General features: G+C 71.5%; 28 protein-coding genes and 1 pseudogene. 19 read left to right on the top strand and 10 right to left on the bottom strand.

Annotated elements, in window-relative coordinates; genetic code table 11:
- The first annotated feature begins 33 nt into the window (after window positions 1–33).
- The 3 genes and pseudogenes from IEQ44_RS04735 to IEQ44_RS16790 all read left to right on the top strand — a co-directional run.
- Window positions 34–1446 carry a cystathionine beta-synthase gene (locus IEQ44_RS04735; protein ID WP_193637260.1) on the top strand — a complete coding sequence of 471 codons (1413 nt, stop codon included), beginning with the start codon at window positions 34–36 and terminating at the stop codon, window positions 1444–1446.
- Between the two features lie 15 nt (window positions 1447–1461).
- Entirely contained in the window at window positions 1462–2241 is a 780-nt protein-coding gene (locus tag IEQ44_RS04730) for a TSUP family transporter (RefSeq protein ID WP_193637259.1), read from the top strand.
- A pseudogene (locus IEQ44_RS16790) lies at window positions 2241–2765 on the top strand (YigZ family protein); the annotation flags it as partial. The gene IEQ44_RS04730 and the pseudogene IEQ44_RS16790, both read left to right, overlap by 1 nt.
- A gap of 140 nt (window positions 2766–2905) precedes the next feature.
- Here IEQ44_RS16790 and IEQ44_RS16785 read toward each other — a convergent pair.
- Entirely contained in the window at window positions 2906–3478 is a 573-nt protein-coding gene (locus IEQ44_RS16785; protein WP_227486972.1) for a PepSY domain-containing protein, read from the bottom strand.
- 59 nt (window positions 3479–3537) lie between these two features.
- Window positions 3538–4107 carry a TetR/AcrR family transcriptional regulator gene (locus tag IEQ44_RS04720; RefSeq protein ID WP_193637258.1) on the bottom strand — a complete coding sequence of 190 codons (570 nt, stop codon included), beginning with the start codon at window positions 4105–4107 and terminating at the stop codon, window positions 3538–3540.
- Window positions 4108–4191: 84 nt separating this feature from the next.
- On the opposite strand from IEQ44_RS04720, the gene IEQ44_RS04715 reads away from it, so the two are divergent.
- Entirely contained in the window at window positions 4192–5949 is a 1758-nt protein-coding gene (locus IEQ44_RS04715; protein WP_193637257.1) for a hypothetical protein, read from the top strand.
- Window positions 5950–5965: 16 nt separating this feature from the next.
- Here IEQ44_RS04715 and IEQ44_RS04710 read toward each other — a convergent pair whose 3' ends face one another.
- On the bottom strand, window positions 5966–6361 hold the full coding sequence (locus IEQ44_RS04710; protein ID WP_319804500.1) for a YchJ family protein: 396 nt from the start codon (window positions 6359–6361) through the stop codon (window positions 5966–5968).
- A gap of 74 nt (window positions 6362–6435) precedes the next feature.
- Between IEQ44_RS04710 and IEQ44_RS04705 the strand changes: the two genes are divergently transcribed.
- Genes IEQ44_RS04705 through IEQ44_RS04695 form a run of 3 tightly spaced genes read left to right on the top strand, consistent with a single transcriptional unit; the run spans window position 6436 to window position 10369 of the window.
- Window positions 6436–7836, top strand: a complete 1401-nt coding sequence (locus IEQ44_RS04705) for a MoxR family ATPase (protein WP_319804499.1) — start codon at window positions 6436–6438, stop codon at window positions 7834–7836.
- Between the two features lie 59 nt (window positions 7837–7895).
- Window positions 7896–8357, top strand: a complete 462-nt coding sequence (locus tag IEQ44_RS04700) for a GNAT family N-acetyltransferase (protein ID WP_193637256.1) — start codon at window positions 7896–7898, stop codon at window positions 8355–8357.
- Window positions 8354–10369 (top strand): vWA domain-containing protein, encoded by a 2016-nt coding sequence (locus IEQ44_RS04695; RefSeq protein ID WP_193637255.1) that lies wholly within the window; start codon window positions 8354–8356, stop codon window positions 10367–10369. The genes IEQ44_RS04700 and IEQ44_RS04695 overlap by 4 nt, the downstream gene beginning before the upstream one ends.
- Before the next feature lie 9 nt (window positions 10370–10378).
- Here IEQ44_RS04695 and IEQ44_RS04690 read toward each other — a convergent pair whose 3' ends face one another.
- A complete protein-coding gene (locus IEQ44_RS04690; protein ID WP_193637254.1) occupies window positions 10379–11029 on the bottom strand; it encodes a hypothetical protein in 651 nt (216 codons plus the stop codon).
- Window positions 11030–11084: 55 nt separating this feature from the next.
- Here IEQ44_RS04690 and IEQ44_RS04685 point away from each other — a divergent pair, with 55 nt between their 5' ends.
- Window positions 11085–12464 (top strand): carboxypeptidase-like regulatory domain-containing protein, encoded by a 1380-nt coding sequence (locus IEQ44_RS04685; RefSeq protein ID WP_193637253.1) that lies wholly within the window; start codon window positions 11085–11087, stop codon window positions 12462–12464.
- A gap of 66 nt (window positions 12465–12530) precedes the next feature.
- Here the strand turns inward: IEQ44_RS04685 and IEQ44_RS04680 are convergent, their stop codons facing one another.
- Both IEQ44_RS04680 and msrA read right to left on the bottom strand, forming a co-directional pair.
- Window positions 12531–13466 (bottom strand): type IV toxin-antitoxin system AbiEi family antitoxin domain-containing protein, encoded by a 936-nt coding sequence (locus tag IEQ44_RS04680; RefSeq protein WP_193637252.1) that lies wholly within the window; start codon window positions 13464–13466, stop codon window positions 12531–12533.
- 124 nt (window positions 13467–13590) lie between these two features.
- Entirely contained in the window at window positions 13591–14229 is a 639-nt protein-coding gene (msrA, locus tag IEQ44_RS04675) for a peptide-methionine (S)-S-oxide reductase MsrA (protein WP_319804498.1), read from the bottom strand.
- Window positions 14230–14317: 88 nt separating this feature from the next.
- On the opposite strand from msrA, the gene IEQ44_RS04670 reads away from it, so the two are divergent.
- From IEQ44_RS04670 to ilvA, 3 genes are read left to right on the top strand one after another with little or no spacing between them, the layout of a single operon-like run.
- Window positions 14318–15478, top strand: a complete 1161-nt coding sequence (locus IEQ44_RS04670) for a cystathionine gamma-synthase (RefSeq protein WP_193637250.1) — start codon at window positions 14318–14320, stop codon at window positions 15476–15478.
- Window positions 15479–15530: 52 nt separating this feature from the next.
- A complete protein-coding gene (locus IEQ44_RS04665; RefSeq protein ID WP_193637249.1) occupies window positions 15531–16883 on the top strand; it encodes an AI-2E family transporter in 1353 nt (450 codons plus the stop codon).
- Complete coding sequence (ilvA, locus tag IEQ44_RS04660; protein ID WP_193637248.1) at window positions 16880–18091, top strand: threonine ammonia-lyase; 1212 nt, start codon at window positions 16880–16882, stop codon at window positions 18089–18091. The genes IEQ44_RS04665 and ilvA overlap by 4 nt, the downstream gene beginning before the upstream one ends.
- Window positions 18092–18237: 146 nt before the next feature.
- On the opposite strand, the gene greA is transcribed toward ilvA, so the two are convergent.
- Both greA and IEQ44_RS04650 read right to left on the bottom strand, forming a co-directional pair.
- Complete coding sequence (gene greA / locus IEQ44_RS04655; RefSeq protein WP_193637247.1) at window positions 18238–18732, bottom strand: transcription elongation factor GreA; 495 nt, start codon at window positions 18730–18732, stop codon at window positions 18238–18240.
- A gap of 168 nt (window positions 18733–18900) precedes the next feature.
- Window positions 18901–19299, bottom strand: a complete 399-nt coding sequence (locus IEQ44_RS04650) for a DUF4307 domain-containing protein (protein ID WP_193637246.1) — start codon at window positions 19297–19299, stop codon at window positions 18901–18903.
- A 79-nt stretch (window positions 19300–19378) separates the two neighbouring features.
- Between IEQ44_RS04650 and mca the strand changes: the two genes are divergently transcribed.
- From mca to IEQ44_RS04635, 3 genes are read left to right on the top strand one after another with little or no spacing between them, the layout of a single operon-like run.
- Window positions 19379–20263: a mycothiol conjugate amidase Mca gene (mca, locus tag IEQ44_RS04645; RefSeq protein ID WP_193637245.1), complete on the top strand. Its 885-nt coding sequence runs from the start codon at window positions 19379–19381 to the stop codon at window positions 20261–20263.
- Window positions 20264–20276: 13 nt separating this feature from the next.
- A complete protein-coding gene (locus IEQ44_RS04640) occupies window positions 20277–20555 on the top strand; it encodes a hypothetical protein (RefSeq protein WP_227486896.1) in 279 nt (92 codons plus the stop codon).
- Window positions 20556–20584: 29 nt separating this feature from the next.
- Window positions 20585–20842 (top strand): GlsB/YeaQ/YmgE family stress response membrane protein, encoded by a 258-nt coding sequence (locus tag IEQ44_RS04635; protein ID WP_227486895.1) that lies wholly within the window; start codon window positions 20585–20587, stop codon window positions 20840–20842.
- Window positions 20843–21120: 278 nt separating this feature from the next.
- On the opposite strand, the gene trhA is transcribed toward IEQ44_RS04635, so the two are convergent.
- Window positions 21121–21840, bottom strand: a complete 720-nt coding sequence (gene trhA / locus IEQ44_RS04630; protein ID WP_193637243.1) for a PAQR family membrane homeostasis protein TrhA — start codon at window positions 21838–21840, stop codon at window positions 21121–21123.
- A gap of 92 nt (window positions 21841–21932) precedes the next feature.
- Between trhA and IEQ44_RS04625 the strand changes: the two genes are divergently transcribed.
- The 3 genes from IEQ44_RS04625 to IEQ44_RS16780 all read left to right on the top strand — a co-directional run bounded on the left by IEQ44_RS04625 (window position 21933) and on the right by IEQ44_RS16780 (window position 23292).
- Window positions 21933–22709, top strand: a complete 777-nt coding sequence (locus IEQ44_RS04625) for an isoprenyl transferase (protein ID WP_193637242.1) — start codon at window positions 21933–21935, stop codon at window positions 22707–22709.
- A gap of 26 nt (window positions 22710–22735) precedes the next feature.
- The gene (locus IEQ44_RS04620) at window positions 22736–22888 is read left to right on the top strand and encodes a hypothetical protein (RefSeq protein WP_193637241.1); all 153 of its coding nucleotides are present in this window, start codon (window positions 22736–22738) and stop codon (window positions 22886–22888) included.
- A 257-nt stretch (window positions 22889–23145) separates the two neighbouring features.
- Window positions 23146–23292, top strand: a complete 147-nt coding sequence (locus IEQ44_RS16780; RefSeq protein WP_227486894.1) for a hypothetical protein — start codon at window positions 23146–23148, stop codon at window positions 23290–23292.
- Here the strand turns inward: IEQ44_RS16780 and IEQ44_RS04615 are convergent.
- Window positions 23289–23963: a class I SAM-dependent methyltransferase gene (locus tag IEQ44_RS04615; protein WP_227486893.1), complete on the bottom strand. Its 675-nt coding sequence runs from the start codon at window positions 23961–23963 to the stop codon at window positions 23289–23291. The two genes, IEQ44_RS16780 and IEQ44_RS04615, sit on opposite strands and share 4 nt — an antisense overlap.
- Window positions 23964–24386: 423 nt before the next feature.
- Between IEQ44_RS04615 and phoH2 the strand changes: the two genes are divergently transcribed.
- Window positions 24387–25703, top strand: coding sequence for an RNA 5'-3' helicase PhoH2 (gene phoH2, locus IEQ44_RS04610; RefSeq protein WP_319804497.1), 1317 nt, complete (start codon window positions 24387–24389; stop codon window positions 25701–25703).
- Between the two features lie 215 nt (window positions 25704–25918).
- Window positions 25919–26563, top strand: coding sequence for an aggregation-promoting factor C-terminal-like domain-containing protein (locus IEQ44_RS16775; RefSeq protein ID WP_227486892.1), 645 nt, complete (start codon window positions 25919–25921; stop codon window positions 26561–26563).
- The last annotated feature ends 36 nt before the right edge of the window (window positions 26564–26599 follow it).

The raw sequence follows: 26599 nt of genomic DNA, 5'->3' as shown, positions 1-26599 counted from the left end.
CCCTCCGGACCACTCCCCGGCTAGATTGGCCGCATGCAGTACGTGAACTCGCTCCTGGACCTCATCGGCAACACGCCCCTCCTGAAGTTGTCGACCTCCCTGGGGCCCGAGCTCCAGGTCGAGAAGTACGGCGAGCCGAAGGGGCCGCTGCTGCTGGCGAAGGTCGAGTACCTCAACCCCGGCGGGTCGGTGAAGGACCGCATCGCCACCCGCATGATCGAGGCCGCGGAGGCCTCCGGCGAGCTCCAGCCCGGCGGCACGATCGTCGAGCCGACCTCCGGCAACACCGGCGTCGGCCTGGCGATGGTCGCGCAGGAGAAGGGCTACAAGTGCATCTTCGTCTGCCCCGACAAGGTCAGCGAGGACAAGCGCAACGTGCTCAAGGCGTACGGCGCCGAGGTCGTGGTCTGCCCGACCGCCGTCCCGCCGGAGCACCCCGACTCCTACTACAACGTCTCCGACCGCCTCGCCTCCCAGCCGGGCGCCTGGAAGCCGAACCAGTACGCCAACCCGCACAACCCGCGCTCCCACTACGAGACCACCGGTCCGGAGATCTGGGCGCAGACGGAGGGGAAGATCACCCACTTCGTCGCGGGCGTGGGCACCGGCGGCACGATCTCGGGCATCGGGCGCTACCTCAAGGAGCAGAACCCTGACATCCAGGTGATCGGTGCCGACCCGGCCGGTTCGGTCTACTCCGGTGGCGACGGCCGTCCCTACCTGGTCGAGGGCGTGGGCGAGGACTTCTGGCCCGACACCTACGACAAGTCCGTCGCCGACCGCATCATCGAGGTCTCCGACGCCGACTCCTTCGCCTTCACCCGGCGGCTCGCCCGCGAGGAGGCCCTGCTGGTCGGTGGCTCCGCCGGCATGGCGGCCTTCGCCGCGAAGAAGCTAGCGATCGAGCTGGCCGAGGAGGGCCGCGACGACGCCGTCATCGTGGTGCTGCTGCCCGACTCCGGTCGCGGCTACCTGACCAAGGTCTTCAGCGACTCCTGGCTGGGGCAGTACGGCTTCGCCACCGAGTCCAACGCCGACGCCGAGACCACGGTGGGTGACGTGCTGCGCGGCAAGACCGACGGGCTGCCCGACCTGGTGCACACCCACCCGGGGGAGACCATCGCCGAGGCGATCCACATCCTCCAGGAGTACGGCGTCTCCCAGATGCCCGTCGTGCGTGCCGAGCCGCCGGTGGTGGCGGCCGAGGTCGCGGGCTCGGTCTCCGAGCGCGACCTGCTCGACGCCCTCTTCACCGGCAAGGCCAAGCTGACCGACGCCGTCGAGCAGCACATGTCCGCCTCCCTGCCGACCATCGGCTCGACGGAGTCGGTGCAGGACGCGGTCCGCCTCCTCGAGGGCGCGGACGCCGTGCTGGTGCACGAGGACGGCGCCCCCGTCGGCGTCGTCACCCGTCACGACCTGCTGGCCAGCCTGGCGAAGGGCTGAGGCAGCCGACCGCGGGTGGAGCTCTCCTTCGAGGTCCTCGCGTGGCTGCTGCTCGCTGCCCTGGCCGCCGGCTTCGTCGACGCGGTCGTCGGTGGGGGAGGCCTGATCCAGCTGCCTGCGCTGCTGCTGGGCATGCCCGGTGCGACGCCCGTGCAGATCCTGGCGACCAACAAGCTGGCGTCCTTCTGCGGCACCTCCGTGGCGGCGGTGACGTACGCCCGTCGGGTGCGGCCTGACCCGCGTACGTTCCTGCCGCTCATGGCGGCGGCGTTCCTGGGCTCGGCGGGTGGCGCCGGGCTGGCCTGGCTGATCCCCAAGTCGGCGTTCGACCCGATCGTGCTGGTCGTGCTCGTGCTCGTCGGGGCCTACGTGGTGCTGAAGCCGTCGATCGGCGCGGTCACCGAGCTGCGGTTCGCGGGGCGCCACCACACCAGCGCCGCGCTCGTGACCGGCCTGACGGTCGGCTTCTACGACGGCGCCATGGGGCCCGGCACGGGATCGTTCTTCGTCTTCGCCCTCGTCGGGCTGCTCGGCTACAACTTCCTCGAGGCCTCCGCCAAGGCACGGCTCGCCAACTGGGCGACCAACCTCGCCGCACTGATCGTCTTCGCCGCCGGGGGTGCCGTGCTGTGGGGGGTCGGTCTCGCGATGGGCGTCACCAACATGGTCGGCGGCTACCTGGGGTCGCGGATGGCGATCCACCTGGGAGCCGGCTTCGTGCGCGGCTTCTTCGTCGTGGTCGTGGGCGGCTTCGTGGTGCGGATCGGCGGCGGCCTGCTCGGCTGGTGGGGCTGATGGCCGAGATGACCTCCTACCTGGTGCCGGCGCACGACGGCGAGGCGAGCATCGAGGTGAAGCGGTCGCGCTTCCTCTGCACCGTGCGACGTGTCGAGGACGAGGCCGCTGCTCGCGCGGTGGTGGAGGAGTTGCGTCGACTGCACTGGGATGCCCGCCACCACTGCTCGGCGTTCGTGCTCGGTGCCGACGCGATGACGCAGCGGTCCTCCGACGACGGGGAGCCCGCCGGCACCGCCGGCGCCCCGATGCTGGAGGTGCTGCGCGGTGCGCAGGTCAGCGACGTCGTCGCCGTGGTCACCCGCTGGTTCGGCGGGGTCCTGCTGGGCGCGGGCGGTCTGGTGCGGGCCTACTCCGAGGCCGTCCAGACGGCGCTCGCCGAGGTGGGCACGCTCGAGCGCCGGCTGCTGCAGGAGTGGAGCCTGGAGCTCGACCCGGCGCAGGCCGGCCGCGTCGAGGGCGACCTGCGTACGCGTGGGGTGCAGGTGCTGCACACCGAGTGGTCCAGCCGCGTACGCCTCGTGCTCGGCGTCGAGGACGGCGACGCGCTCGCGGTCACGGTCGCCGAGGTGACGGCCGGACGAGGTGACCTGGAGCAGGTCGGGGGCGCGCTGGGTGGACGTACGCCCCTGAGCGCACGCCGCCAGCGCTGCCCCGGGTGTTGTCAGTTGACGACGTCGGCCGTGCCGGCGTCGATGCGCACCTCGCTGCCGTCCTCCAGCTCTGCCTCCCACACGACCGTGCCGCCGTCGTCGTCGAGCTGGAGGTCGACGATGCGCTGGTCGCCGGCCTGCACCGCCAACGCGTCGACGGCCTGTTCGACGTCGAGCTGGGCGGCCCCGAGCTCGGCCAGGTTGGCCTCGCGGTCGTCCTTGTCGGTGTCGTCCTCCTGGGGCTCGCGGGTCACCTCCGAGCCGTCGGCGGAGATCCGCATCTCGTGCTCCACGCCGTCGTTGTCGACGACTGTTGCCTCCCACTCGCCGGTGTCGGCCTCGAGGCCGACAACCCGGCTGCCGTCCACCTCGGCCTCGGCCGTCCGGCCCGCGGCGACCAGGGCCTCAGCCAGCTCGGCGGCGGTCTCCGCGTCGACGGAGGACGGGGCGCTCTCCCCGGGGGAGGCCGGGTTGGGCAGGTCGTCAGCAGCGTCGTCGCCGCAGCCGGCCAGCGCCAGCGCAGCGACGGCGGCCAGGGCGACACCCTTCGCTCGCAGGGGCATGGAGGGGCGTGCGTGTGCCATCGAGGCTCCTCGATCAGGGGACGTCAGGTCCCCGGGAGCATTGCCCGGAGCGGGGCCGGTCAATCCCCCGCGCGCGGGGTGACCAGTCCGGCCAGGGTCGTCGCGAGCTGGTCGACGACCGCGTCGTGGTCGACGGTCGGGTCGGCGAGTCGGCCGATCGCGGCCAGGCAGAGTGAGCGCACGCAGAGCGCCAACCAGTCGTCGGGCACCGCAGGGTCGATTTCGCCGGCCGCCCGGCGCGCGGCGATCTCGGCCTGGATCGGCTCGTTCTCCACCGCGAGCCGGGCCGCCTCCTCCAGGTGGGGGGCGACGCTCATGATCACCGGCCGGTAGGTACGGCCCAGGTGCAACGACGAGGTGGCGAGGTGGCGCATGGCGGCCGCCCACGGCATCGGGCGCATCTCGTCCAGCATGGCGGGCACCAGGTGCATGGCGGCGTCGCGAGTCATCTCACGCAGCAGGGCGTCGCGATCGGCGTAGTGGCGGTAGACGGTGGCGCGGGTGACGCCGGCCTTCTCCGCGACGTCGGCGATGCTCGCCTGGGGGTTTTCTCGGAGCACCGCGGCCGCCGCCTTGAGGATCAGACTGCGGTTGCGGCGACTGTCCGCGCGGGTCGACTCCTTGGCCATGCAGCGAGGGTAGAGGGTCTGGCGTGTCGTCGTGCAGCGTACTAAGGTCACGTGCCCTGTGGGTCGTCGACGAACGGGGGAATCATGAAGACGTCTCGGGCAGGTCACACGCGCGACGGGGCGCGCCGCAGGATCGGGGCCGTCGCGGCGGCCCTCACCCTCACGGCGGGGCTGGTCAGTGCGGTCTCGGTCACCAGCGCAGGTGCGGCCCGGGGCTCCGGGCCGACCCTCGACGACGTCGGCACACGCCTCACGGCTCCGTCCGCCGTCGCGGTCCGCCCGCCGTCCTCCGCCCGCGCAGGGGAGGTCGGCCCGGGTCTCCTGACCGGCGCCGAGGTCGGTCGTCTTCCCTCCTCGTCCACGGCTCTGGCCACCGGCGCGCGACCCGCGTCGCGGGAGCCCGCCCTGCTGCGGCGCGAGGCCACGCTGTGGATGAGTGGCTGGAACGACGGACCGCCGAGCGACGCGCAGGAGGTCGCCGACCTGGAGGTGGTCCAGGACGTGCCCGCGCAGAAGGTGACGGTGACCGCCCGCTACTACGACGCTCCCTCCGCGGCGGCGAACTCCGCGCTCTTCCTCTGGTTCGGCTCCTGGGACGAGGAGGAGAACTGCGTCGCCTCGGTGCAGCTCGCGGCGGTCGCTGGCTCCACGAGCAGCGCCGACGCGGCGGCCGTGTCGATGGACGAGAGCAGCGCCGGCACGGCGACGCGTGGCCTCGCCGGCGACACGATGACCGTCACGTGGAGTGGTGGGCGTGCCGGTGAGAAGGACTTCTCGTGCGTCTACGCCAGCTCCTTCCTCGTCGACGGTGCCGGCCTCGGCGCGGAGATCGAGCGGGGGTACGCCGAGGAGTTCGAGCCGACCTACGAGGAGGCGCCGGTCTTCGACTTCTACGCCGGAGACCTCAACGCCGCCTACCCCGGCAAGTGGAACCCGGTCTACGTCAGCGTGCGCAACGAGGGGGACGCGACCGCTTCCCGGGTCACGCTCTCTGCGAAGGGGGCGAAGATCAAGCTGCGACGCAAGACGGTGTCGCTCGGCTCCATCGCCCCCGGCAAGTCCCGTTCGATCAACCTCAAGGTCAAGCTCAAGGGCAGAAAGATTCGCACCCTCAACCTCACCGCGAAGGCGTCGGGCGGGTGGTCGGCGACGAGCCGCACGAAGGTGGGCTTCCGACCGCTCCCGACCCGGCTGAAGTCCCTCGTCGGGCGGTCGTTCTGGGCCAGCCCGAAGGAACCGCTGACGGGGTGGAACATCCAGCAGTACACCTTCGTGAACAAGAAGTGGGTGCACGTCGGGGTGACGAAGAACGGCTACCCCACGAAGTGCTCCGCAAAGGTCAAGGAGTGTCGCCGCTACACCTACAAGCCGAAGAAGAAGCTCGTCCGGATCGGCAAGGTGCGCGCGAAGGTCGACTCCGAAGGTCTCCGCACCTTGGGCAAGGAGAAGGTGCTGCACACGCCTCTGGTGAAGCCGAAGGCCAACCTGCGTGCGGGCGTCCACCTCTCCTACTACGACTACTCGGGCTGCGAGGGGAGCTTCCAGTGCTCGACGTGGTGGCGCCACCTCACCCTGAAGAAGGACGGCTCCTTCACCTGGACCTACGAGGCGATCCATTCCTCCGGGATGCCGCCCAACCAGACCTTCGTGTCGGTCTCGGGTCCCGACAAGGTCGGCACCTACAAGATCCTCAGCAAGGGTCGGATGCGCATCACCTTCGTCGACGAGGAGACGGGCGCGCAGAAGACCGAGACGTGGGCGATCGGCATCGACCAGGACGTGCTCGGGCGCCACGGACCCGACAAGGGACTGCTCATCGCGGCGATGCCGCACCTGCCGTAGTGGTGGCGGGCGGTGGTCAGTCGACGTCGCCGTCGACGTAGAACCACCGCCCCGCCCGACGGGCGAAGCGGCTCCGTTCGTGGAGTCGTCCCTCCTGGCCGTCCGGGTCGCGCCAAAGGGCGACGAACTCGACCTCGCCCGTCTCGTCGTCGACGCCACCGTCGTCGAGGCCGAGGATCTCCAGCCCCGTCCACGACGTCGCAGGGTCGGGGCGCACCTCGTCGGGCCGGGTGCGCGGGTGCCAGGTCGTGAAGAGCCAGTCGCCGTCGCCCACGGCGAAGGCCGAGTAGCGCGACCGCATCAGCTCCACGGCCGTGGCCGGACGCTCGGCGCCGCGGTGGAAGCGACCGCAGCAGGTGTCGTACGCAGGGCGGTCCGGTGACCCGCCGCAGGGACAGTCACGTTGCAGCACACCGGTGACCCTACGCGTCCGCGCCCCAGGGTCGGCCCCTGACCGCCGTGGGTGCGCCGGGCTAGGTTGGCCCTGTGACGAGCATTTCCACCAACGCCCCGACCTTCTCCACCGTCGGCGAGCTGCGTGCCTCCGGACACCGGCACACCACCCTGCGCGAGGAGCTGCGGGCCAACCTGCTGGCCAAGCTGCGTGACGGGGTCGACCCCTGGCCCGGGCTCCACGGCTTCGCCGACACGGTCATCCCGCAGGTCGAGCGCGCCGTCCTCGCGGGCCACGACATCGTGCTGCTCGGCGAGCGCGGCCAGGGCAAGACGCGCCTGCTGCGCAGCCTGGTCGACCTGCTCGACGAGTGGAGCCCGGTGATCGCCGGCTCCGAGCTGGGCGAGCACCCCTTCGACCCGATCACGCCGCGGTGGATCGCCGCCGCCGAGGAGCTGGGCGACGACCTGCCCGTCGCCTGGGTGCACCGCAGCGAGCGCTACGCGGAGAAGCTCGCCACCCCCGACACGTCGGTCGCCGACCTCATCGGTGACGTCGACCCGATGAAGGTCGCCGAGGGGCGCCACCTGGGCGACCCGGAGACCATCGCCTTCGGCCTCGTGCCCCGCAGCCACCGGGGGATCGTGGCCATCAACGAGCTGCCCGACCTGGCCGAGCGGATCCAGGTCGCGATGCTCAACGTCATGGAGGAGCGCGACGTCCAGATCCGTGGCTACCTGCTGCGCCTCCCGCTGGACGTGCTCGTGGTCGCCAGCGCCAACCCGGAGGACTACACCAACCGTGGCCGCATCATCAGCCCGTTGAAGGACCGCTTCGGGGCCGAGATCCGCACCCACTACCCGACCTCGCTCGTCGACGAGCTCGCCGTGATCCGCCAGGAGGCCCACCTGGTGGCCGAGGTGCCCGAGGTGCTGCTGGAGGTGCTGGCGCGCTTCACGCGTGCCCTGCGCGAGTCCACGGCCGTCGACCAACGCTCGGGGGTGAGCGCCCGGTTCACGATCGCGGGCGCCGAGACCGTCGCTGCGGCGGCGCTGCACCGCGCCACCCGTCAGGGTGAGGACGAGGCCGTCGCCCGCCTGGTCGACCTCGAGGCGGCCGTCGGCGTGCTGCGCGGCAAGGTCGAGTTCGAGACCGGTGAGGAGGGTCGCGAGACCGAGGTGCTCACCCACCTGCTGCGCACCGCGGTGGCCGCGACCGTGCGCCACCACCTCGCCGGCGTCGACCTCGGGCTGCTCGTGGAGGCGATCGAGGACGGCGCGACCGTCGCCACCGGAGGCCAGGTGCCGGCCCGCGAGTTCCTCGAGGGCCTCCCCGTGCTGGGGGAGTCGGAGGTCTACGACGACATCGCGGCCCGGGTGGGAGCCAGGTCGCCCGGCGAGGTCGCCGGGGCCGTCGAGCTCGCCCTGGAGGGGCTCTTCCTGGCGCGTCGGATCGGCAAGGAGGTGGCGGGCGATGAGACGGTGTACGGCTGAGGACCGGCGGATGCGCACGCTCGCGCAGCCACCGGCACCGACACACGGGAGGAAGACCGATGCACGTCGAGCTGCGTGAGGCAGTCCCTGAGGACGCCAAGGCGATCCGGGCGCTGGTCGAGGTCGTGCTGCCCAGCACCTACGACCGCATCCACCCCGACTACGCCGCCCGCGAGCTGACCCGCTGGGAGGTCGAGGACATCCCCGAGGCGGTCGAGCAGGGCTTCTACGTCGTGGCCGAGGTCAACCAGCGCATCATCGGCATGGTCTCGGTCTCCATCGACGACCGCGACCGCTTCGTGATGACCACGCTCCACGTGCACCCCGACTTCCAGGGCCAGCGGCTCGGCAGCCGCCTGCTGACCGAGGTGGTGGACCTGCTCGACAAGCCGCTGTGGACGCGCTACCCGGAGGGCGACGACAACGCGGCCGCCTTCTGCGAGCGCCACGGCTTCGTCGTGGCCGAGGTGGTCGACGACCCGCCGTTCCCGCCCGCCGTGTGGACGCGCCTCGACCGATGAGCAGGTACCAGCGCTACACCGGGGGCGATCCGCTCGCGCCCCCCGTCGACCTGGGTGAGGCGCTGGCCGCGATCGGCGAGGACGTGATGGCCGGCTGGTCTCCCGAACGCGCCATGAGCGACTACCTGCGTCGGGGCCCCGACGGGCAGCGCGGTCTCGACGACCTGGCTGCGGCGGTGGCCCGCAGGAGGCGAGAACTGGTGCAGCGCCACCGCCTCGACGGCACGTTGGAGGAGGTCCGACGGCTGCTCGACGAGGCGGTGCTGGCCGAGCGCCAGCAGCTGGCCCGCGACGTGGAGATGGACGACACCGACCGCGCCTTCCGTGAGCTGCGCCTCGACGCCCTGCCGGCCTCGCCGGCGGCCGCGGTCAGCGAGCTGGCGGCGTACGAGTGGGCGAGCGACCAGGCGCGCGCCAGCTATGAGCAGATCAAGGATTTGCTCGGCCGGGAGGTGCTCGACCAGCGGCTCGCGGGCATGAAGCAGGCGCTGGAGGGGGCGACCGACGAGGACCGCGCCCGGGTCAACGAGATGCTCAGCGACCTCAACGACCTGCTCGAGGCTCACGGTCGCGGCGAGGACACCGGCGAGCAGTTCGCCGACTTCATGGCGCGTCACGGTGACTTCTTCCCCGAGCAGCCCCGCGACGTCGACGAGCTGCTCGACGCGTTGGCCGCCCGGAGCGCGGCGGCGCAGCGCATGCTCAACTCGATGTCGCCCGAGCAGCGCGAGGAGCTGATGCAGCTCTCGGCGCAGGCCTTCGGCTCACCCGAGCTGGCCGAGCAGCTGGCCCGGATGGACGCCCAGCTGCAGGCGCTGCGTCCCGGGGAGGACTGGCACGGGTCGCATCGCTTCACCGGCGAGGAGGGGCTGGGCCTCGGCGACGGCACGGGTGCGCTCCAGGACCTCGCCGACCTCGACGAGCTGGCCGAGCAGCTGGCGCAGTCCTACGCGGGCGCCCGGCTCGACGACGTCGACCTCGACGCCCTGGCCCGCCAGCTCGGTCCGGAGGCGGCGGTCGACGCGAAGGCGCTCTCTGACCTGGAGAAGGCGTTGCGCGACTCCGGCTACCTCGAGCGCGGCTCCACCGGAGACCTGCGCCTCACTCCCCGGGCGATGCGCGAGCTGGGCCGTTCGCTGCTGCGTGACGTGGCCACCCAGCTCTCGGGTCGTCAGGGGCAGCGCGACGTACGCCGCAGCGGCGCCGCGGGCGACCTCACCGGCGCGTCCCGGGCCTGGGAGTTCGGCGACACCGAGCCGTGGGACGTGAACCGCACGTTGACCAACGCGATCCGCCGCACGGTGGCCGAGGGTGGGTCGCCCGCCGGCGGGGTGCGGATCGGCGTCGACGACATCGAGATCGCCGAGACCGAGGCGCGCACCCAGGCGGCTGTGGCGCTGCTGGTGGACACGAGCTTCTCGATGGCGATGGACGGCCGGTGGGTGCCGATGAAGCGCACGGCGCTGGCGCTGCACCAGCTGATCCGGACGCGCTTCCGCAACGACCACCTGCAGCTCGTCGGCTTCGGGCGGCAGGCCCGCACCATGGAGATCGAGGAGCTGACCGCGCTCGACGCCAAGTGGGACAAGGGCACGAACCTGCACCACGGCCTGCTGCTCGCGCTGCGTCACTTCCGACGGCACCCCGGCGCCCAGCCTGTGCTGCTGGTGGTCACCGACGGCGAGCCGACCGCCCACCTCGAACCCGACGGCCAGGTCTGGTTCTCCTACCCGCCCCACCCGGTGACGCTCGCCAAGACGGTCCGCGAGCTCGACAACGTACGGCGTCTCGGCGCGCGTACGACCTTCTTCCGGCTCGGGGAGGACCCGGGCCTGGCGCGGTTCATCGAGTCGATGGCGCGACGGGTCGACGGCCGGATGGTCTCCCCGGAGCTCGACGACCTCGGTGCCGCCGTGGTCGGCTCCTACCTCGGCTCCCGCTCCACCGGCCGGCAGGGCGGTCGCCACGGCGACTTCGGTGGGTGGGGCGGCCGCGGCGACTGGGTGGGTTGACCGCGCAGGTCAGAGCCTCGGCCGCGGTGCGCGTCCTGCGGCATCCCAGCTCCTCCGACCGGCGGGCGTCGCGAGGTGGATCGCCTCCACGACGACGAGCACCAGCGCGATGCCGCCGGCCCAGACAGCCAGGGCGGCGACGGTCTCCAGCGTCGGGAAGACACGATGGAGGGAGGCGTTCTCCTCGCTGTTGATCCAGAGCCCGAAGAGGACCAGGACCGGGGAGACGCCACCGGTGATCAGCCGAGGGAGCCACCCGACCAGGGCGACGAGGAGGGCGGGCAGCGCCACGAGGCTCGCCGCGTAGAAGGGCAGCAGGAGGAAGAACCCCAGACCGAACGCCTCTCCCGGCTCGATGTCCTGCTCGGGTGGGAGCTGGTTGACGGGTCCGAAGTTCCACGTGCCGAGGACCGCGAGCCAGCTGACCAGGACGAGCAGGACGGCGAGGGTGGAGACCTCGGTGCCGGAGCGCAGGGACGACCCGGGTCTCTGCAGTCCTGAGGTGTCCTCGGTGATGGGGTAGCGCGGCATGGGCTCCGTCATGCGATCAGTCTTCAGCGGCGGCGCCGCGAACGGGTGGAGGAGCTGGCGCGGTCTGGTGAAGGTCCTGTGCAGGTGCGCCCGGCGCCCACCCATCATCCGGAAAGGGAGGCGAGGCACCCGTGCGGTGCGTCACACTGACCGCAGATCGGGCCACCGCCAGCGAGGAGACGTCATGCTGACCAAGGTGCTGCGGGAGTACGCCCAGCTCCTCGTGGGTCTGGGCCTCGTCGGCCTGCTGGTCCTCGGGTTCGTGCTGGCCGGGCCGGGCGATCGGGAACCGCGGTCGTCGTCCGACCACGTCGCACCCGATCCTTCGACGGTGACCCTGACCCCGGAGCCTGAGGTCGTGGAGGAGCCCGTCGGGGTGCTGCAGGGCCAGGTGAGCGACGAGTCGGGTCGTCCGGTCGCGGGTGTCCGGGTCTCGGCCGCCAGCGCGCCGTTCGTGCCGGTCGAGATGCGACACGGCTACGCCCCCGCGGGGCAGGTGCACACCGTGAACACCGACGCCGAGGGCCGCTACCGCTTCGACGAACTTCCCGTGGGCACCTACCGGGTAGGCACGGGCGGCGGTGCCACCGTGGTGTGGTACCCGTCCGGAGCCCACGTCCTGGCCGGTGAGGACGTGGTGGTGAAGGAGAAGGCGACGACGCGACTGGACCTCGAGCGTGCCGCCCCGGCGAGCGTCGCCGGCACCGTACGCGTGCCGGAGGGGCAGACGTACGACGTGCAGCTGGAGCAGCGGGTCGCCCGCACGCCGGAGCGGCTCTCCGGGTGGGTGCAGGTGCGTGCCCGGGGGCAGCGGCGTGACTATGAGTTCGCCGGCCTGCCCGCCGGGGACTACCGCGTCTCCGTCGCCGCGTCCGGCAGCGGCCGGGTGCTCGCCCCCGCCGCGACGGCTCCCCGTGACGCGCGAGTGGTGCGTCTCGAGGCCGGCGAGTCCGTGACGGACGTGGACGTCGACGTGCCGATGCCCTTCGTGCTGACCGGGCGGGTCACGACGTCCGCGGGCACCGCCGTCGCTGGTCACGAATTCCGGCTGATGACGGGCTGGACGGTGGCTGACCCGCGCTTCCCGGCCGTGCCCACGGTCACCGAGACCGTCACGACCGACAACTCCGGCGGCTACCGGATCGCCCTCCCGACAGCGGTGTGGGCGATCGACCTGGAGAGCTGCGGGATCGGGGTGCGGCCCCACCTGCGCGTGCGGGCCGCGGCAGGTCAGGCACGGGTGCGCGACTTCACCACCGACGCGGTGGGCTCGGTCTCCGGCCGGGTCACCCGCCCCGACGGACGGCCGTACGCCCGGGTGCAGGTCTCCGCCCTGGCGCCGGGGGATTCCTGCGCCCACTCGACGCGGACAGACCGTGACGGCCGGTGGACCGTGACCGGCGTCGGCCCCGGCGCGGTGCGCATCGACTACGGCGTCACGCGGGCCGGCGCCTTCATGAGCTACCTCCACCCCGGCGTGACCGAGCAGGCGGACCTGGTGACTGTCGAGGTCGGGCTCGATGCCGACCGCACCGGCGTGGAGGCCGTCCTGCCCGTCAAGTAGCCCATCTGGGTTGCGGTGTGTGCGAGTCACCTGGTGGCGCGGGTCCACCGCAACCCGACGCTGTGTTCACCGACAGTCGGGGCAGACGGCGGTGCCGTCCCAGCCGCCGGCCCGCAGCAGCATGGCGATCCGGGCGGCCGTGCGACAGGGCGTACCGAATACCTGGCCCCAGCCCAGTCGGACGGTCGTCAGCCCCGCCACCCGCGCGTCCAGGTCACGTTCGAGGTCGTGGTGCCGGGCTAGGGCCGTGTCGTGGAAGAGGCGACCGTCGAGTTCGACGACCAGCGCCTGGTGGGCGTACAGGACGTCTCGGTAGATCGGCCCCCGGGCGGAGGCGCGCACCTGTCGTCCCGCTTGCGGGAGCCCGTGGGCGCGCTCGACCCGGGTGAGGTAGCCGCGCTCCAGCGTCGAGCACGCACCAGCCGCGACGTCGCCCAGAACGGCCCGGATGAACCGGCGGCGGGGGAGGGCCGGGAGCCCGTCGAGGGTCGCGCTCAACCGCGCGGCCGTCGTACGCCGCGACTGGACCGCGTCGGCCAGGGTCGCGACCAGGTCGTGGTCGCTGCTGCATCGCGCAGCCACCTCCAGCACCGCGTGCTCCAGGCGCAGTCGCGGCGGCGACCGGTGCCACGACGTGATCGCCTCGAGGTGCGCGACGCGGTGGATCCGGACACCGGGTGGCGTGGCGATCCGCCGGTGCCGGTCCACTGCCACGTGGATGAGGGTGTCGTCGCCCGGCCGGAACGGACCGCCGCCCACGCGAAGGGCGGAGACGTCGCAGAGCGCGGCCGGGGCCGCGTGCAGGACACCGGCCCAGGCACGTTGCTCCCACGTGAGGGGCCCGGTGTGGTCGACGTAGACACCGGGGTGGACCCGGGCGAGCTCGCGCCGTCGCTCCAGCCGGCGCAGGTCATGAGGCATCAGGCCCACCTGCATCGCCTGGCGACGGCTGACGACGCCTGACTGCAGGGACAGGAGCGGCACGAGGGCGGGGTGGGCCATGGCCCGATCGTGGCGGGAAGGTGGGGTCTCCCGCTCGACCCCTGTGGATGACGGAGGTTGCGGTGGATGTGGGTCACCTGGTGACGCGGACCCACCGCAACCCGTCACATGATCCCCAGCGGGGTCAGGCGGGGAAGTCGACGCCCGTCTTCGCGTGGCAGCGGTAGCCGTTCGGGTTCTTCGCGAGGTACTGCTGGTGCGGGTCCTCGGCGTAGTAGTACTCAGCGGCCGGTGCGATCTCGGTGGTGATCTCGTCGAAGCCGCGTCGGGTGAGCTCCTCGCCGTAGACGCGGGTCAGCTCGCGGGCGACCTCGGCTTGCTCCGGCGTGGTGGTGTAGAGCGCCGAGCGGTACTGCGTGCCGACGTCGTTGCCCTGGCGCATGCCCTGCGTCGGGTCGTGGATCTCGAAGAACCGCTTCACCAGCTCGGCGTAGGTGACCTGCGTGGGGTCGAAGACCACTCGCACCGCCTCGGTGTGGCCGGTCAGGCCCGAGCAGACCTCCTCGTAGGTCGGGTGCGGCGTGGTGCCGCCGGCGTAGCCCACCGAGGTCGACCAGACGCCGGGCACCTGCCAGTAGAACTCCTCGGCACCCCAGAAGCAGCCGAGGCCGAAGATCGCGACCTCCAGGCCGTCGGGCACCTCGTCGGTCACGACGGGCGCGTCGAGCACGTGGTGGCGGCCCAGCGTCCACGGGCGCGAGGGGCGACCCGGCAGGGTCTGCTCCGGTGCGGGCAGGGAGGTCTTGAGGCGGCCGAACAGCACGGGGACTCCACGGGGTGGGGGACGGTGGACCTGTCTGCCCAACGTAACGCTTTGATGGTCGTCGGACTTCCCGCGTAGGCTCGCCCGTGTGACTGAGCAGCAGTGGGACCACGCCGGATTCGAGACCAGGGCCATCCACGCCGGCTACGAGCCGGACGAGATGACCGGGGCGGTGATCCCGCCGATCTACGCCACCAGCACCTACAAGCAGGACGGCGTCGGCGGGATGCGCGGCGGCTACGAGTACAGCCGCTCCGCCAACCCCACGCGTACGGCGCTCGAGGGTGCGCTCGCCGCGATCGAGGGGGGTACGCACGGCTTCGCGTTCGCCTCCGGCCTCGCCGCCGAGGACACCATCGTGCGCGCGCTCTGCCGCCCCGGTGACCACGCCGTCGTGCCCAACGACGCCTACGGCGGCACCTACCGCCTCTTCGACAAGGTCGAGAAGGTCTGGGGCCTGGACCACACGCCGGCCGTGCTCTCCGACCCCGAGGCGGTCCGTGCGGCCATCGAGCCGGGCCGCACCAAGCTGGTGTGGGTGGAGACGCCCACCAACCCGCTGCTCAACATCGCCGACATCGAGGCGCTGGCCGCCATCGCCCACGAGGCCGGCGCGCTGCTCGTCGTCGACAACACCTTCGCCTCGCCCTACCTGCAGCAGCCGCTGGCGCTGGGCGCCGACGTCGTCGTGCACTCGACCACCAAGTACGTCGGTGGCCACTCCGACGTCGTCGGCGGCGCGGTCGTCGTCAAGGACGAGGCGCTCGCCGAGAAGATCGCCTTCCACCAGAACTCGATGGGTGCCGTCGCCGGTCCCTTCGACTCGTTCCTCACCCACCGCGGGCTCAAGACCCTCGCCGTGCGCATGGAGCGCCACTGCGACAACGCCGAGAAGATCGTGGAGTTCCTCTCGGGGCACCCGGCCGTCGCGGAGGTCATCTACCCGGGCCTGGAGTCGCACCCCGGCCACGAGGTCGCGAAGCGTCAGATGAAGCGCTTCGGCGGGATCATCTCCTTCCGGGTCGCCGCCGGTGAGCAGGCCGCGCTCGACGTCTGCGCCGCCACCGAGGTGTGGACGCTGGGCGAGTCGCTCGGTGGCGTCGAGTCGCTCATCGAGCACCCGGGCCGGATGACGCACGCCAGCGTCGCCGGCACCGAGCTCGAGGTGCCCGCCGACCTGATCCGTCTCAGTGTCGGCATCGAGACCGTCGAGGACCTCCTCGCCGACCTGGGGCGCGCGCTCGGCTGACGCGCCCGCTCAGCGGTGCTTCCCGAGGGCTGCCGGTGGGTAGCCTGACCGGGTGAGCAGGGACCAGGGGCGCCGCGCGACGGGCGAGCAGACCACACCGTCGTCGGCGGAGGACCGGGCCGGCGACCGACTTGCCGACCGGCTGACCCAGCAGTTCGCCCAGCAGTGGGCGCTGCTGCGGGCCGAGCGCCGGGCCGAGCGTCGTGCGGAGACCCCGGTGCCACCGGTCACCTCGGGCACCTCCAACTTCTCCCGCGCGCAGGTGCCGTGGGGCCTCGACCTGGCTGCCGCGTGGTCGTGGCGCTTCCTGGTGATCGCGGCCGCCGGCTACGTGGTGCTGTGGCTGCTCGGGAAGTTCGCCGTGGTCGCCTTCCCGCTCGCCATCGCCCTGCTGCTCGCGGCGCTGCTCTCGCCGGCCGTGCGGGCCGCCCGGCGGGTGGGCGTGCCGCGCAGCCTGGCGGCCGTACTCACGGTGACCGCGACCGTCTCGGCCGTGGCGGCCCTGCTGACCTTCGCCGGCCAGCAGGTGGCCAACGGTGCCACCGACCTCGCCGACCAGGTGGTGAAGGGGCTGGGGAAGATCCGGGTCTGGTTGCGCGACGGACCGCTCAACGCCAGCGAGAGCCAGATCAATGACTACATCGAGCAGGTGCAGGACGCCATCACCGAGTGGTCGAGGAACGGTGCGGTCGACCAGGCGGCGGGCATCGGCTCCGCGATCGGGCACATCACGGCCGGCTTCTTCATCGTGCTCTTCGCGATGTACTTCTTCCTCGCCGACGGGGAGCGGATCTGGTCGTGGACGGTGCGACTGACCCCCCGGGCGGCCCGCCGGCACGTCGACTCCTCGGGCCGCGTGGCGTGGGTCTCCCTGACCCAGTTCGTGCGGGCCACGGTGGTGGTCGCCGCCGTCGACGCCCTGGGCATCATGCTCGTGGCGTGGTGGCTGGACGTGCCCTTCGTGCTCGCGATCGGCGTCCTCGTCTTCCTCGGCGCCTTCGTGCCGATGGTCGGCGCCACGGTGGCCGGCGGTGTCGCCGTGCTGGTGGCGCTGGTCGACCAGGGGCCGTTGACCGCGCTCTTCATGCTGCTCGGCGTGATTGTGGTGCAGCAGATCGAGGGCAACCTGCTGCAGCCCTTCCTCATGGGGCGCTTCGTGGCGGTGCACCCCCTCGGCGTGATCGTCGCGATCGCCTGCGGGTTGCTGGTGGCGGGCGTCGGGGGTGCGCTGATCGCGGTGCCACTGGTGGCGGCCGTCAACGCCGTCGTCCTCCACCTCACGGACCGATCGGATCCGGAGGAGATCGCCCTGACTGATGCGGAGGAGGACCTGATGGAGCCCGACGAACCGCAGGAACGCACCGATCCGACGACCACGCCGGAGACCGACGAGGAGGCCCGATGACCGCCGCCCTGCCCCACCTCGACGACGTGCGCGCCGCCGCCGAGATGCTGCGCGGCGTCGCGGTGCGTACGCCCATGGAGGAGTCGCGGTGGCTCTCGGGGGCGGTGGGTGGTCCGGTGCGGTTGAAGTGCGAGAACCTCCAACGCACGGGGTCGTTCAAGGCGCGGGGCGCCTACGTGCGGATGGCCCGCCTCAGCGACGAGGAGCGGGCGCGCGGGGTGGTGGCGGCCTCCGCCGGCAACCACGCCCAGGGTGTGGCGCTCGCCGCGCAGCTGCTCGACATCCGGGCGCGCGTCTACATGCCCGAGGGGGCGCCCCTGCCGAAGGAGGCGGCCACCCGGGGCTACGGCGCCGAGGTCGTCTTCCACGGCCACGTCCTCGAGGACGCGCTCGCGCAGGCGCAGGCGTACGCCGACGAGACCGGGGCGGTGCTGATCCACCCCTTCGACCACGCCGACGTCGTCGCCGGGCAGGCCACCTGCGGGCTGGAGATCCTCGAGCAGGACCCCGACGTGCGCACGGTGATCGTGCCCACCGGCGGTGGCGGACTGCTCGCGGGCATCGCGCTGGCCGTGAAGTCCGTACGCCCCGACGTCCGCGTCGTGGGTGTGCAGGCGGCCGGCGCTGCGGCCTTCCCCGACTCCTTGGCGCAGGGGCGTCCGATCGGCCTGGAGCGGATGGCCACCATGGCCGACGGCATCGCGGTGGGACTGCCCGGAGACGTCACCTTCGCGATGGTGCGTGACCTCGTCGACGACATCTGGACCGTGGGGGAGGAGTCGCTCTCGCGGGCGCTGCTGTCGCTGGTGGAGCGCGCCAAGATGGTGGTCGAGCCGGCGGGCGCCGCTGCGGTGGCTGCCCTGCTCGACGACCCGGGGCGCTGCGAGACGCCGGCCGTCGCCGTGCTCTCAGGGGGCAACATCGACCCGTTGCTGCTCGGCAGGGTGATCCGTCACGGACTCGCCGCGGCGGGGCGCTACCTCTACCTCCGGGTCTGCATCCCCGACCGCCCCGGCGGGCTGGCTGCGCTGCTGGCCGAGGTGAGCGAGATGGACGCCAACGTGCTGGAGGTCGCCCACGAGCGCACCTCTCCCAGCCTCGCCATCGACGAGGTGGAGGTGGGGCTGCAGCTGGAGACGCGCAGCGCCCAGGACGCCGCGCTGGTGCGTCAGCGGCTGGAGGAGCGGGGCTACCGGATCAAGCACTGACCGTCCCGCCCGGCCCCGCAACTGGCGAGATGATGACGCCGGCCCCGGCGTGTCGCGTCATCAATCCGCCAGTTGCGGGGGAGGGGACGCAGGACGCAGAACGGCGCCCGGGAGACCCGGGCGCCGCTCGCAGAGACGTACGTGTGTCAGCCGGTGAAGGGCTTCGCCTCGAGGATCTCGATGGAGATCTCCTTGCCGTTGGGGGCGGTGTAGGAGACCTTCTCGCCGACCTTGTGGCCGGAGATGGCCTCGCCCATCGCGGACTGGGGGGAGTAGACCGTGAGGCCCTCCTCCTCGATCTCGCGGGCGCCCAGGAGGAAGGTCTCCTCGTCGCCGAAGTCGACGAACTTGACGGTCACCTTCATGCCGGGCTCGACGACACCGTCGTCGGGCGGGGTCTCGCCCACCTCGGCGCGACGCAGCATGTCCTCGAGCTGACGGATGCGGGCCTCCTGCTTGCCCTGCTCGTCACGCGCCGCGTGGTAGCCGCTGTTCTCCTTGAGGTCGCCCTCGTCGCGAGCGGCCGAGATGCGGTCGATGATCTCCTGGCGCTTGGGGCCCTTGAGGTCGTCGAGCTCAGCCTGGAGCTTGTCGTAGGCCTCCTGGGTCAGCCAGATGGTGCCTGCGCTCTGCTGGGTCATGGATTCACTCCTGTTGGACAAAAGCAAAACCCGCGGGGCCTCGTCGTGATCGTCACGACCGTGTTCCCTGAGAGCCCTGCGGGTGTCAGATGTTCCGACCACTGTAGCAACACCGTGGCGAGACGCACATCGACGCGCACCCCGCCCCGGGACGGCCGGCAGGGAGCCTCAGCGCCAGCGCTGCTGACCCTCGGCCCGGCAGCCGACCATGTCGACGCTGGTGGCGCTGCGCTCGGTGCGCACGGTCACCACCTGCTGGCCCTGCCGCCCGGTGAAGGACAGCTCGCCGACCACGGCCTTGTCGACGGAGAGGGCGCGCACCAGGCACTCGGCCTCGTCGACCCCGTCGAGCTCCACGTGGACCGTCGCCTCGATGCTGTGCGGCTCGGGGTCGGAGTCGAAGCCGACCACCCGGCTCTCGGCGGTGGGCGTGCTGTGGAAGAAGGCGGCCCAGCCCAGCCACCCCAGGAAGACGACGGCGAGCAGCGCGCTCACGGCGTACGCCACCACACGGCGCCGGGAGGAGGGTGCGCCGTAGCGCTGCGCGAGCTCGTCCTTCGTGGTCACGGGCCCAAGACTGCCATCCGGGCCAACCTCACACGGCGGCAGGCACCGCGTCGTCGGCCCCCGGCCCTAGACTCGCCGCATGCCTGAAGGACCTCTCTCCGGCTTCCGCCTGATGCACGTGCACGCCCACCCCGACGACGAGTCGAGCAAGGGTGCGGCCTCCACGGCGATGTACGTCGCCCAGGGAGTCGACGTGCACGTCGTGACCTGCACCGGTGGCGAGCGCGGATCGGTGCTCAACGCCAAGATGGACCGCCCCGAGATCTGGGAGAACATCACCGAGATCCGCCGTCAGGAGATGGAGCGCGCCCGCGACATCCTCGGCGTGCGCCAGGACTGGCTCGGCTTCGTCGACTCCGGCTGGCCGGAGGGCGACCCCAAGCCGCCGCTGCCCGACGGGTGCTTCGGGTTGATGGACGTCGCCGAGGCGGCGAAGCCGCTCGTGGCGTTGATCCGGTCGTTCCGTCCGCACGTCGTCACGACCTACGACGAGAACGGCGGCTACCCGCACCCCGACCACATCATGTGCCACAAGGTCGCGGTCCACGCCTTCCACGCGGCTGCCGACCCCGAGCAGTACCCGGAGGCGGGGGAGCCCTGGCAGGCCGCCAAGCTCTACTACCACCACGCCTTCAACTGGCACAAGATCAAGGCGCTGCACGAGGCGATGGAGGAGCACGGTCTCGAGTCGCCCTATGCCGAGCGCCTCGACGCCTGGAAGCGGGACCCCGAGTGGGACGCCCGGGTCACCACGAAGGTGCCGTGCTCGGACTGGTTCGGTGTGCGCGACCAGGCCCTGCTCGCCCACGCCACCCAGATCGACCCCGACGGCTTCTGGTTCGCCATCCCCCGGGAGATCCAGGAAGACGTGTGGCCCACCGAGGACTTCGAGCTCGTGGTGAGCCACGTGCCGACCGAGCTACCGGAGGACGACCTCTTCGCCGGCCTCGAGCCGGAGGTCTGACACCATGGGTGCCATGCTCGAGCTCCTCACCCCCGATGTCCTCTCCTCGCTCCTCGTGGCGATCGAGGACGCCCCGCGTCCCGTGCCCGAGGACAGCGAGGTGAAGGCCGGCTACATCGCCCTCTTCCTGTGGCTCGGCATGGCGGTGGCGGTCGCGCTGCTGGGCTGGAGCCTCGTGCGCCAGTTCCGCAAGGTCAACGCCGCCCGTGAGGCGGGGGTGTACGACGACCCCGCGGCGCCGCGGGGCCGTCAGGGCCGCCTCGACGAAAACGGATCCACCGACGAGGTGTGAGTGCTGTGAGGCCGGGGAACACGGGGTCCATGAACATCATCGGATTCCTCGTCTTCGGTCTCTTCGTCGGCGCCGTCGCGCGCCTCATCAAGCCGGGCAAGCAGAACCTCAGCCTGCTCGCCACCCTGGCTTTGGGTGTCGTGGGCTCCATCATCGGTGGCATGGTGGCTTCCGCTCTGGGGAAGGGTGACATCTGGGAGCTCAACTTCTTGGGCGCCACAGTGGCCATCATTTCCGCCGTGCTGCTGGTCGGCGTGGCCGAGGCGCTCACCTCCAAGAAGCACTGACGTCGCGAGGGCTGGAGTGCGGTGACGCATTTCACCCGCTCCACGGACGTCGTGAGGTGGGGTCCTCCCACCCGCGTGTCATACTTTTGTTCGTTGAATCCTGAAGGTGAGTCGCCCTCCGTGACTCCCAGCCCCAGAGACCGGGGCGCAGCCGGCGGTCCCCCCCATGCGCCGGTTGCGCCCCTTCTGCATGTCCGGGCCAGCGTGAGGCCCGAGGGGTCGGACCCAGCCCCCGGTCGCGCGGCCGGTCCCCACGCGACAAGGGCGACCCGGGCGGCTCAGCGCAGCGAGTAGGTCGCCAGCGAGACACCCACGTAGTGGGCGGCGAAGGCCAGGATCGTGAACGAGTGGAACACCTCGTGGAAGCCGAACCAGCGCGGCGAGGGGTTGGGTCGCTTGGTCCCGTAGACCACGCCCCCGATCGTGTAGAGCGCCCCGCCCACGACGACCAGCGTGATGACCGCCAGGCCGATGCCGCGGCCGTACTCCATGGCTCCGTCGAGGAAGCCGGGGAAGAAGAAGACCGGGGCCCACCCCAGGGCCATGTAGATCGGCGCGGAGAGCCATCGGGGGTGCGAGGTCCACCAGACCTTCATGATCACGCCGGCGACCGCACCGCCCCAGACGATGGCGAGCATGCTCCACCGCTGGGTGCCCTCGAGCAGCAGCATCGCGAAGGGGGTGCACGTGCCGGCGATGAGCAGGAAGATGTTGGAGTGGTCGAACCGTTGCAGGCGCGCCCGCACGGTCGGCGACCAGTTGCCGCGGTGGTAGACGGCCGAGACGGTGAAGACCAGCAGCGCCGTGACCGCGAAGACCGTGGAGGCGATGCGGATCGGGCCGGAGGGGGAGAGGAGCACGAGGACGACCCCGGCCGCGAGGGCCAGTGGCGCGGTGGCGGCGTGCAACCAACCGCGCAGGTGGGGCTTCACCTCCGAGAGCGTCTCCTCGACGCGGTCACTGAGGTGGTCCATGCGCCTACGCAGTGACTCAGTCATGCCCTCCAAGTTACGGGTAGGTAGGTGAAAGGTCATCCCCCACGACGGGGACGTGACCGGACGGACGGCCGAACGGTCGGTAGCATCCCTCCATGCCCCTCCTGCCTGCCTCCGTGCGTCGGTTGCTCTACCCGGCCTACGAGGCACGCGTCGTCAAGGGGCTGTCCCCCGACCGGATCCCGCAGCACGTCGGCGTCATGCTCGACGGCAACCGTCGCTGGGCCCGCGCGGTCGGCGCCGACACCGCGAGCGGCTACCGGGCCGGCGCCGACAACATCCAGCCGTTCCTCGGGTGGTGCGAGGAGGTCGGGGTCAAGGTCGTCACACTGTGGCTGCTCTCGACCGACAACCTCAACCGTCCGGCCGACGAGCTCGCGGGCCTGCTGACCGTCATCGAGGGAGCCGTCGAGTCCCTGGCGGCCACCGGTCGCTGGCGCGTGCACCCGGTGGGAGCCCTCGACCTGCTGCCCGCGCCCACGGCGGCCAAGCTGAAGGTGGCCGACGAGGCGACCCGCGACGTCGAGGGGCTGCTGGTCAACGTCGCCGTCGGCTACGGAGGGCGCCGCGAGATCGCCGACGCCGTCCGGTCGTTGCTGCAGTCGGAGCACGCGCGGGGCGCGACCCTGGAGCAACTCGCCGAGACGATCGACGCAGAGCACATCGCCGAGCACCTCTACACCAAGGGCCAGCCCGACCCCGACCTGGTCATCCGCACCTCCGGGGAGCAGCGCCTGGGGGGCTTCCTGCTCTGGCAGAGCGCCCACAGCGAGTTCTACTTCTGCGAGGCGCTGTGGCCCGACTTCCGGCGCGTCGACTTCCTGCGCGCGATCCGGGCGTACGCGGAGCGCGAGCGCCGCTTCGGCACCTGATGTAGGTGTAGCGGCTGGAGGCGCTGATGCTGAGGCCGAAGAGGTCGGAGATGGCGCGGACGTCGCCGCCGTTGGCGTGGGCCTCGGACAGGATCCGGTCCTCCCGCAACTGGCGCGGGGTGAGGCCGGAGCCGATGGCGAGTCGGAACCATCGGGTGCCCACCGGGCAGCCACGGTAGACGCTGCGTTTGTTGACGAACAGGTAGTCGTTGGTGGTCTCCGGCCATCGCTGGGCGCGGTAGTCCAGCCAGGCGGCGAGTCGATCGCGGACGGGCGCGGCGAGCGGGAGCGTACGTCCCTCGAAGGGCTGACCGCCTGACGCCGCTGAACGCGCAGGTAGCGGAGCCACCGGTCGGCGTCGTGGGGGCCAGCGGTCCACAGATGACGCCCCAGGAATCGGGCGAACTCGACTACCGCGCCGCGCTCCCGCAGCACCGTGGAGTCGACCGCCCCGGTCGTCGCCAGCGCCAGTGACCACTGGTCGATCAACTCCTGTTCGAAGTCGTCGAACTCGGCTGCCGAGACCAGCCTGCGTGGCGAGCCCAGGGAGCGGACGACCGCGAGCCCACCATCGGTCTGCTAAGTGGGCTTGGTCCAAGCGATGGTGTGGCGGAAGCCGAGTTGGTGTCGCATCGATGCTCCCGGCATGACCTGCGCCACCACCTGCTGCAGCTGCGCGAACGGCATCGTCGGGTCCTGAGTCGGGATTGGCGGTGGCTGCACCCCGTTCGTGTTTGGCCATGGATGCTTGACGTAACCGATCACGGGGTTTGTCACTATCGACGCGAGGTCCCAGGCGATGTCTTCAAGACCGCTGGGAGGGGCGAGGCCGACCGCCAGGAAACGCCCGCCCGGCGCGAGCAGCCGCCGAGCCTCCTGCAGGGCGACGGCCACGTCGAGGTGATGCAGGACGGCGATCATGGTCACCAGGTCGAACGGACCCGGCACATCCGTCCAACTGCCGTCATGGATTGTCACGTTGGACAGCCCCGAGCAACGGCTGGTGGCCTGCTGCCGCATCGTCTCGTCGACGTCGTTCCCGTAGACCGTCGTGAAGTACGGGGACAGGGCCGCCACGAGCTCGCCACGACCGCAGCCGACATCAAGCGCCGAGCGACGCTGGTGCGGGAGGTTCGCCAGGATCCAGCTGTGGAAGTGGTCGTTGTGGCTCCACGGGTGGCGAGCGTTCAACCGCGCCATCCCACTCGCGAGCTTCCCGCCCGCGATGGTTCTCGTCCAGTCCCTCAGAGCCATGACCGGCATTCTGCCGAGTCCGCACAAGACACCATGCGCATCACTACTGGGAAGGAGAGGAAGTGGCACGCGGAAGCACCAATGTCCGGAGACGAACCCGAGGCACTTCCCACACGGTGCGACGGGGCTTCACCCGGAGCTGGTCACCCAGAGTTCACCGACACGCCCGACCCGGGGTCCCGTGACAGGGCCCCCGCGAGTCGTAGCGTCACGAGCATCGGCAGGTGGGGAAGCCGGCCGACGCCAGGAGGCCCGCTCGTGAGCACTCACGACTTCGCAGGACACGTCAGGGGAGACGGTGCGCGCCGCTGCCCCTGCCCGATGTCCGGGAGGGGTCGGCACTCCGGCCCCAGGGTCCTCTCCTGGCCCGACGTGAACTAGGGCCGGGCGAGAGTGCGCGCGCGTCCCTGTGAGGTGGATCCAGTGGCCGCGACTACTTCTGACCAGCGTCGTACGTACGTGCTCGACACCAGCGTCCTGCTGGCCGACCCGGGGGCGCTCCGCCGCTTCGCCGAGCACGAGGTCGTGCTCCCCGTGGTGGTGATCACCGAGCTCGAGGGCAAGCGCAACCACCCCGAGCTCGGCTACTTCGCCCGCAGCGCGCTGCGTACGCTCGACGAGCTCCGCGTCTCCCACGGCCGTCTCGACGAACCCATCCCGGTCACCGACGAGGGCGGCACGCTGCGCGTCGAGCTCAACCACACCGACCCGGCCGCGCTGCCGTCGGGCTTCCGGCTGGGCGACAACGACACCCGGATCCTCGCCGTCGCGCGCAACCTCGCCGACGAGGGCCACGACGTCACCCTCGTCTCCAAGGACCTGCCCCTACGGATCAAGGCCTCGGCCGTCGGGCTGGACGCCGAGGAGTACCGCGCCGAGGCGGTCAGCGCCTCCAGCACCGGCTGGACGGGCATGGAGGAGCTGACGGTCAGCGCCGCGGAGCTGGACGAGCTCTACGAGGACGGCCTGCTGGCCAACGACACCGCACGCGACCTGCCCTGCCACACCGGGCTGGTGCTCCTCTCCGACCGCGGCACGGCGCTGGGTCGGGTCGGGCCGGACAAGCAGGTGCACTTGGTGCGCGGCGACGCCGACGCCTTCGGGGTGCACGGACGGTCCGCGGAGCAGCGGATCGCCCTCGAGCTGCTGCTCGACCCGGAGGTCGGGATCGTCTCCCTGGGTGGTCGCGCCGGCACCGGCAAGTCGGCGATGGCGCTCTGTGCGGGCCTCGAGGCCGTGATGGAGCGGCGTCAGCACAAGAAGGTGGTCGTCTTCCGGCCGCTCTTCGCCGTCGGTGGCCAGGAGCTCGGCTACCTGCCCGGCTCCGAGAACGAGAAGATGGCGCCCTGGGGCCAGGCCGTCTTCGACACCCTCGGTGCCCTGGTCTCGCCGCACGTGGTCGACGAGGTGGTGCACCGCGGGATGCTCGAGGTGCTGCCGCTGACCCACATCCGCGGCCGCTCGCTGCACGACGCCTTCGTGATCGTCGACGAGGCGCAGTCGCTGGAGCGCAACGTGCTGCTGACGGTGCTCTCGCGCATCGGGGCCAACTCGAAGGTGGTCCTCACCCACGACGTCGCCCAACGCGACAACCTCCGGGTGGGCCGGCACGACGGCGTGGTGGCGGTGGTGGAGAAGCTCAAGGGCCACCCGCTCTTCGCCCACGTGACGCTGACCCGGTCGGAGCGCTCGCCGATCGCCGCGCTCGTCACCGAGATGCTGGAGGGCGCGACGCTCTGAGGCGACCGTGGGCGCCCGAGGGCTGGGCCTGATGTGGTCTCTGTGACGGTTGGGACTGGGGTGTCACAAGGTGTGTGACGGCCGTCCCAGATTCTGCGGTTCCGTTTGCATGGACCCCCTGGCCGCAGGCATGGTTGCCGAGGTCCTGAACCGTGCCGGCCGCCCCCGGGCGCCCACGGAGACGGCCTCGTCAGCCCCCAACCCCCGTGAGAGCTGTGTCGAAACCCGAGAAGTACGTCCCGAAGCACCGTGCCCCCGGCAAGCACAAGGCCAAGCGCGACCCCTGGAAGACCCTGCGCTCCACCGGTGTGCTCACCGGTGTCGCTGCCGTCGCCACCGTGGGCGTCGTCGGTGCCGGGCTGGCCACCGCCGACGAGGCGCCGGCCCAGGCCGACCTCACTGCCGCCGCCGACCCGAATGCCGTGGCCGACCGGCTGGCCTCGCGCGACGACTCCTCAGTGAGCCGCTCGGACCGCCGCGGGGAGACCGACCAGGCCAAGGTCGTCGCCCTCTCGGCGGACGCCGGTGTGGTCACCAGCCACTCGCGCCAGCTCTCCTTCGAGGACCCGAAGGGCATCGCCCGGGCCCTCTTCCCCGAGTTCGGCTTCGCCGACTCGCAGTTCGGCTGCCTGGACTACCTCTGGACCAGGGAGTCGAACTGGCGCTGGGACGCCGACAACCCGACCTCCTCGGCCTACGGCATCCCGCAGGCCCTGCCGGGCTCCAAGATGGCCACCGCTGGTGCCGACTGGGAGACGAACCCCGAGACGCAGATCCGTTGGGGCCTGGGCTACATCGCCGGCCGCTACGGCACCCCGTGCTCGGCCTGGGCCCACTCCGAGCGCGTCGGCTGGTACTGACCCTCCTCCGTCTCCTCACGCCCCAACAGAAATGGT

The organism is Nocardioides malaquae (assembly GCF_015070385.1).
Classification (GTDB): domain Bacteria; phylum Actinomycetota; class Actinomycetes; order Propionibacteriales; family Nocardioidaceae; genus Nocardioides; species Nocardioides malaquae.
The sequence above is the reverse complement of the archived record's forward strand: the minus strand, read 5'-3'. Positions and strand labels throughout refer to the sequence as shown.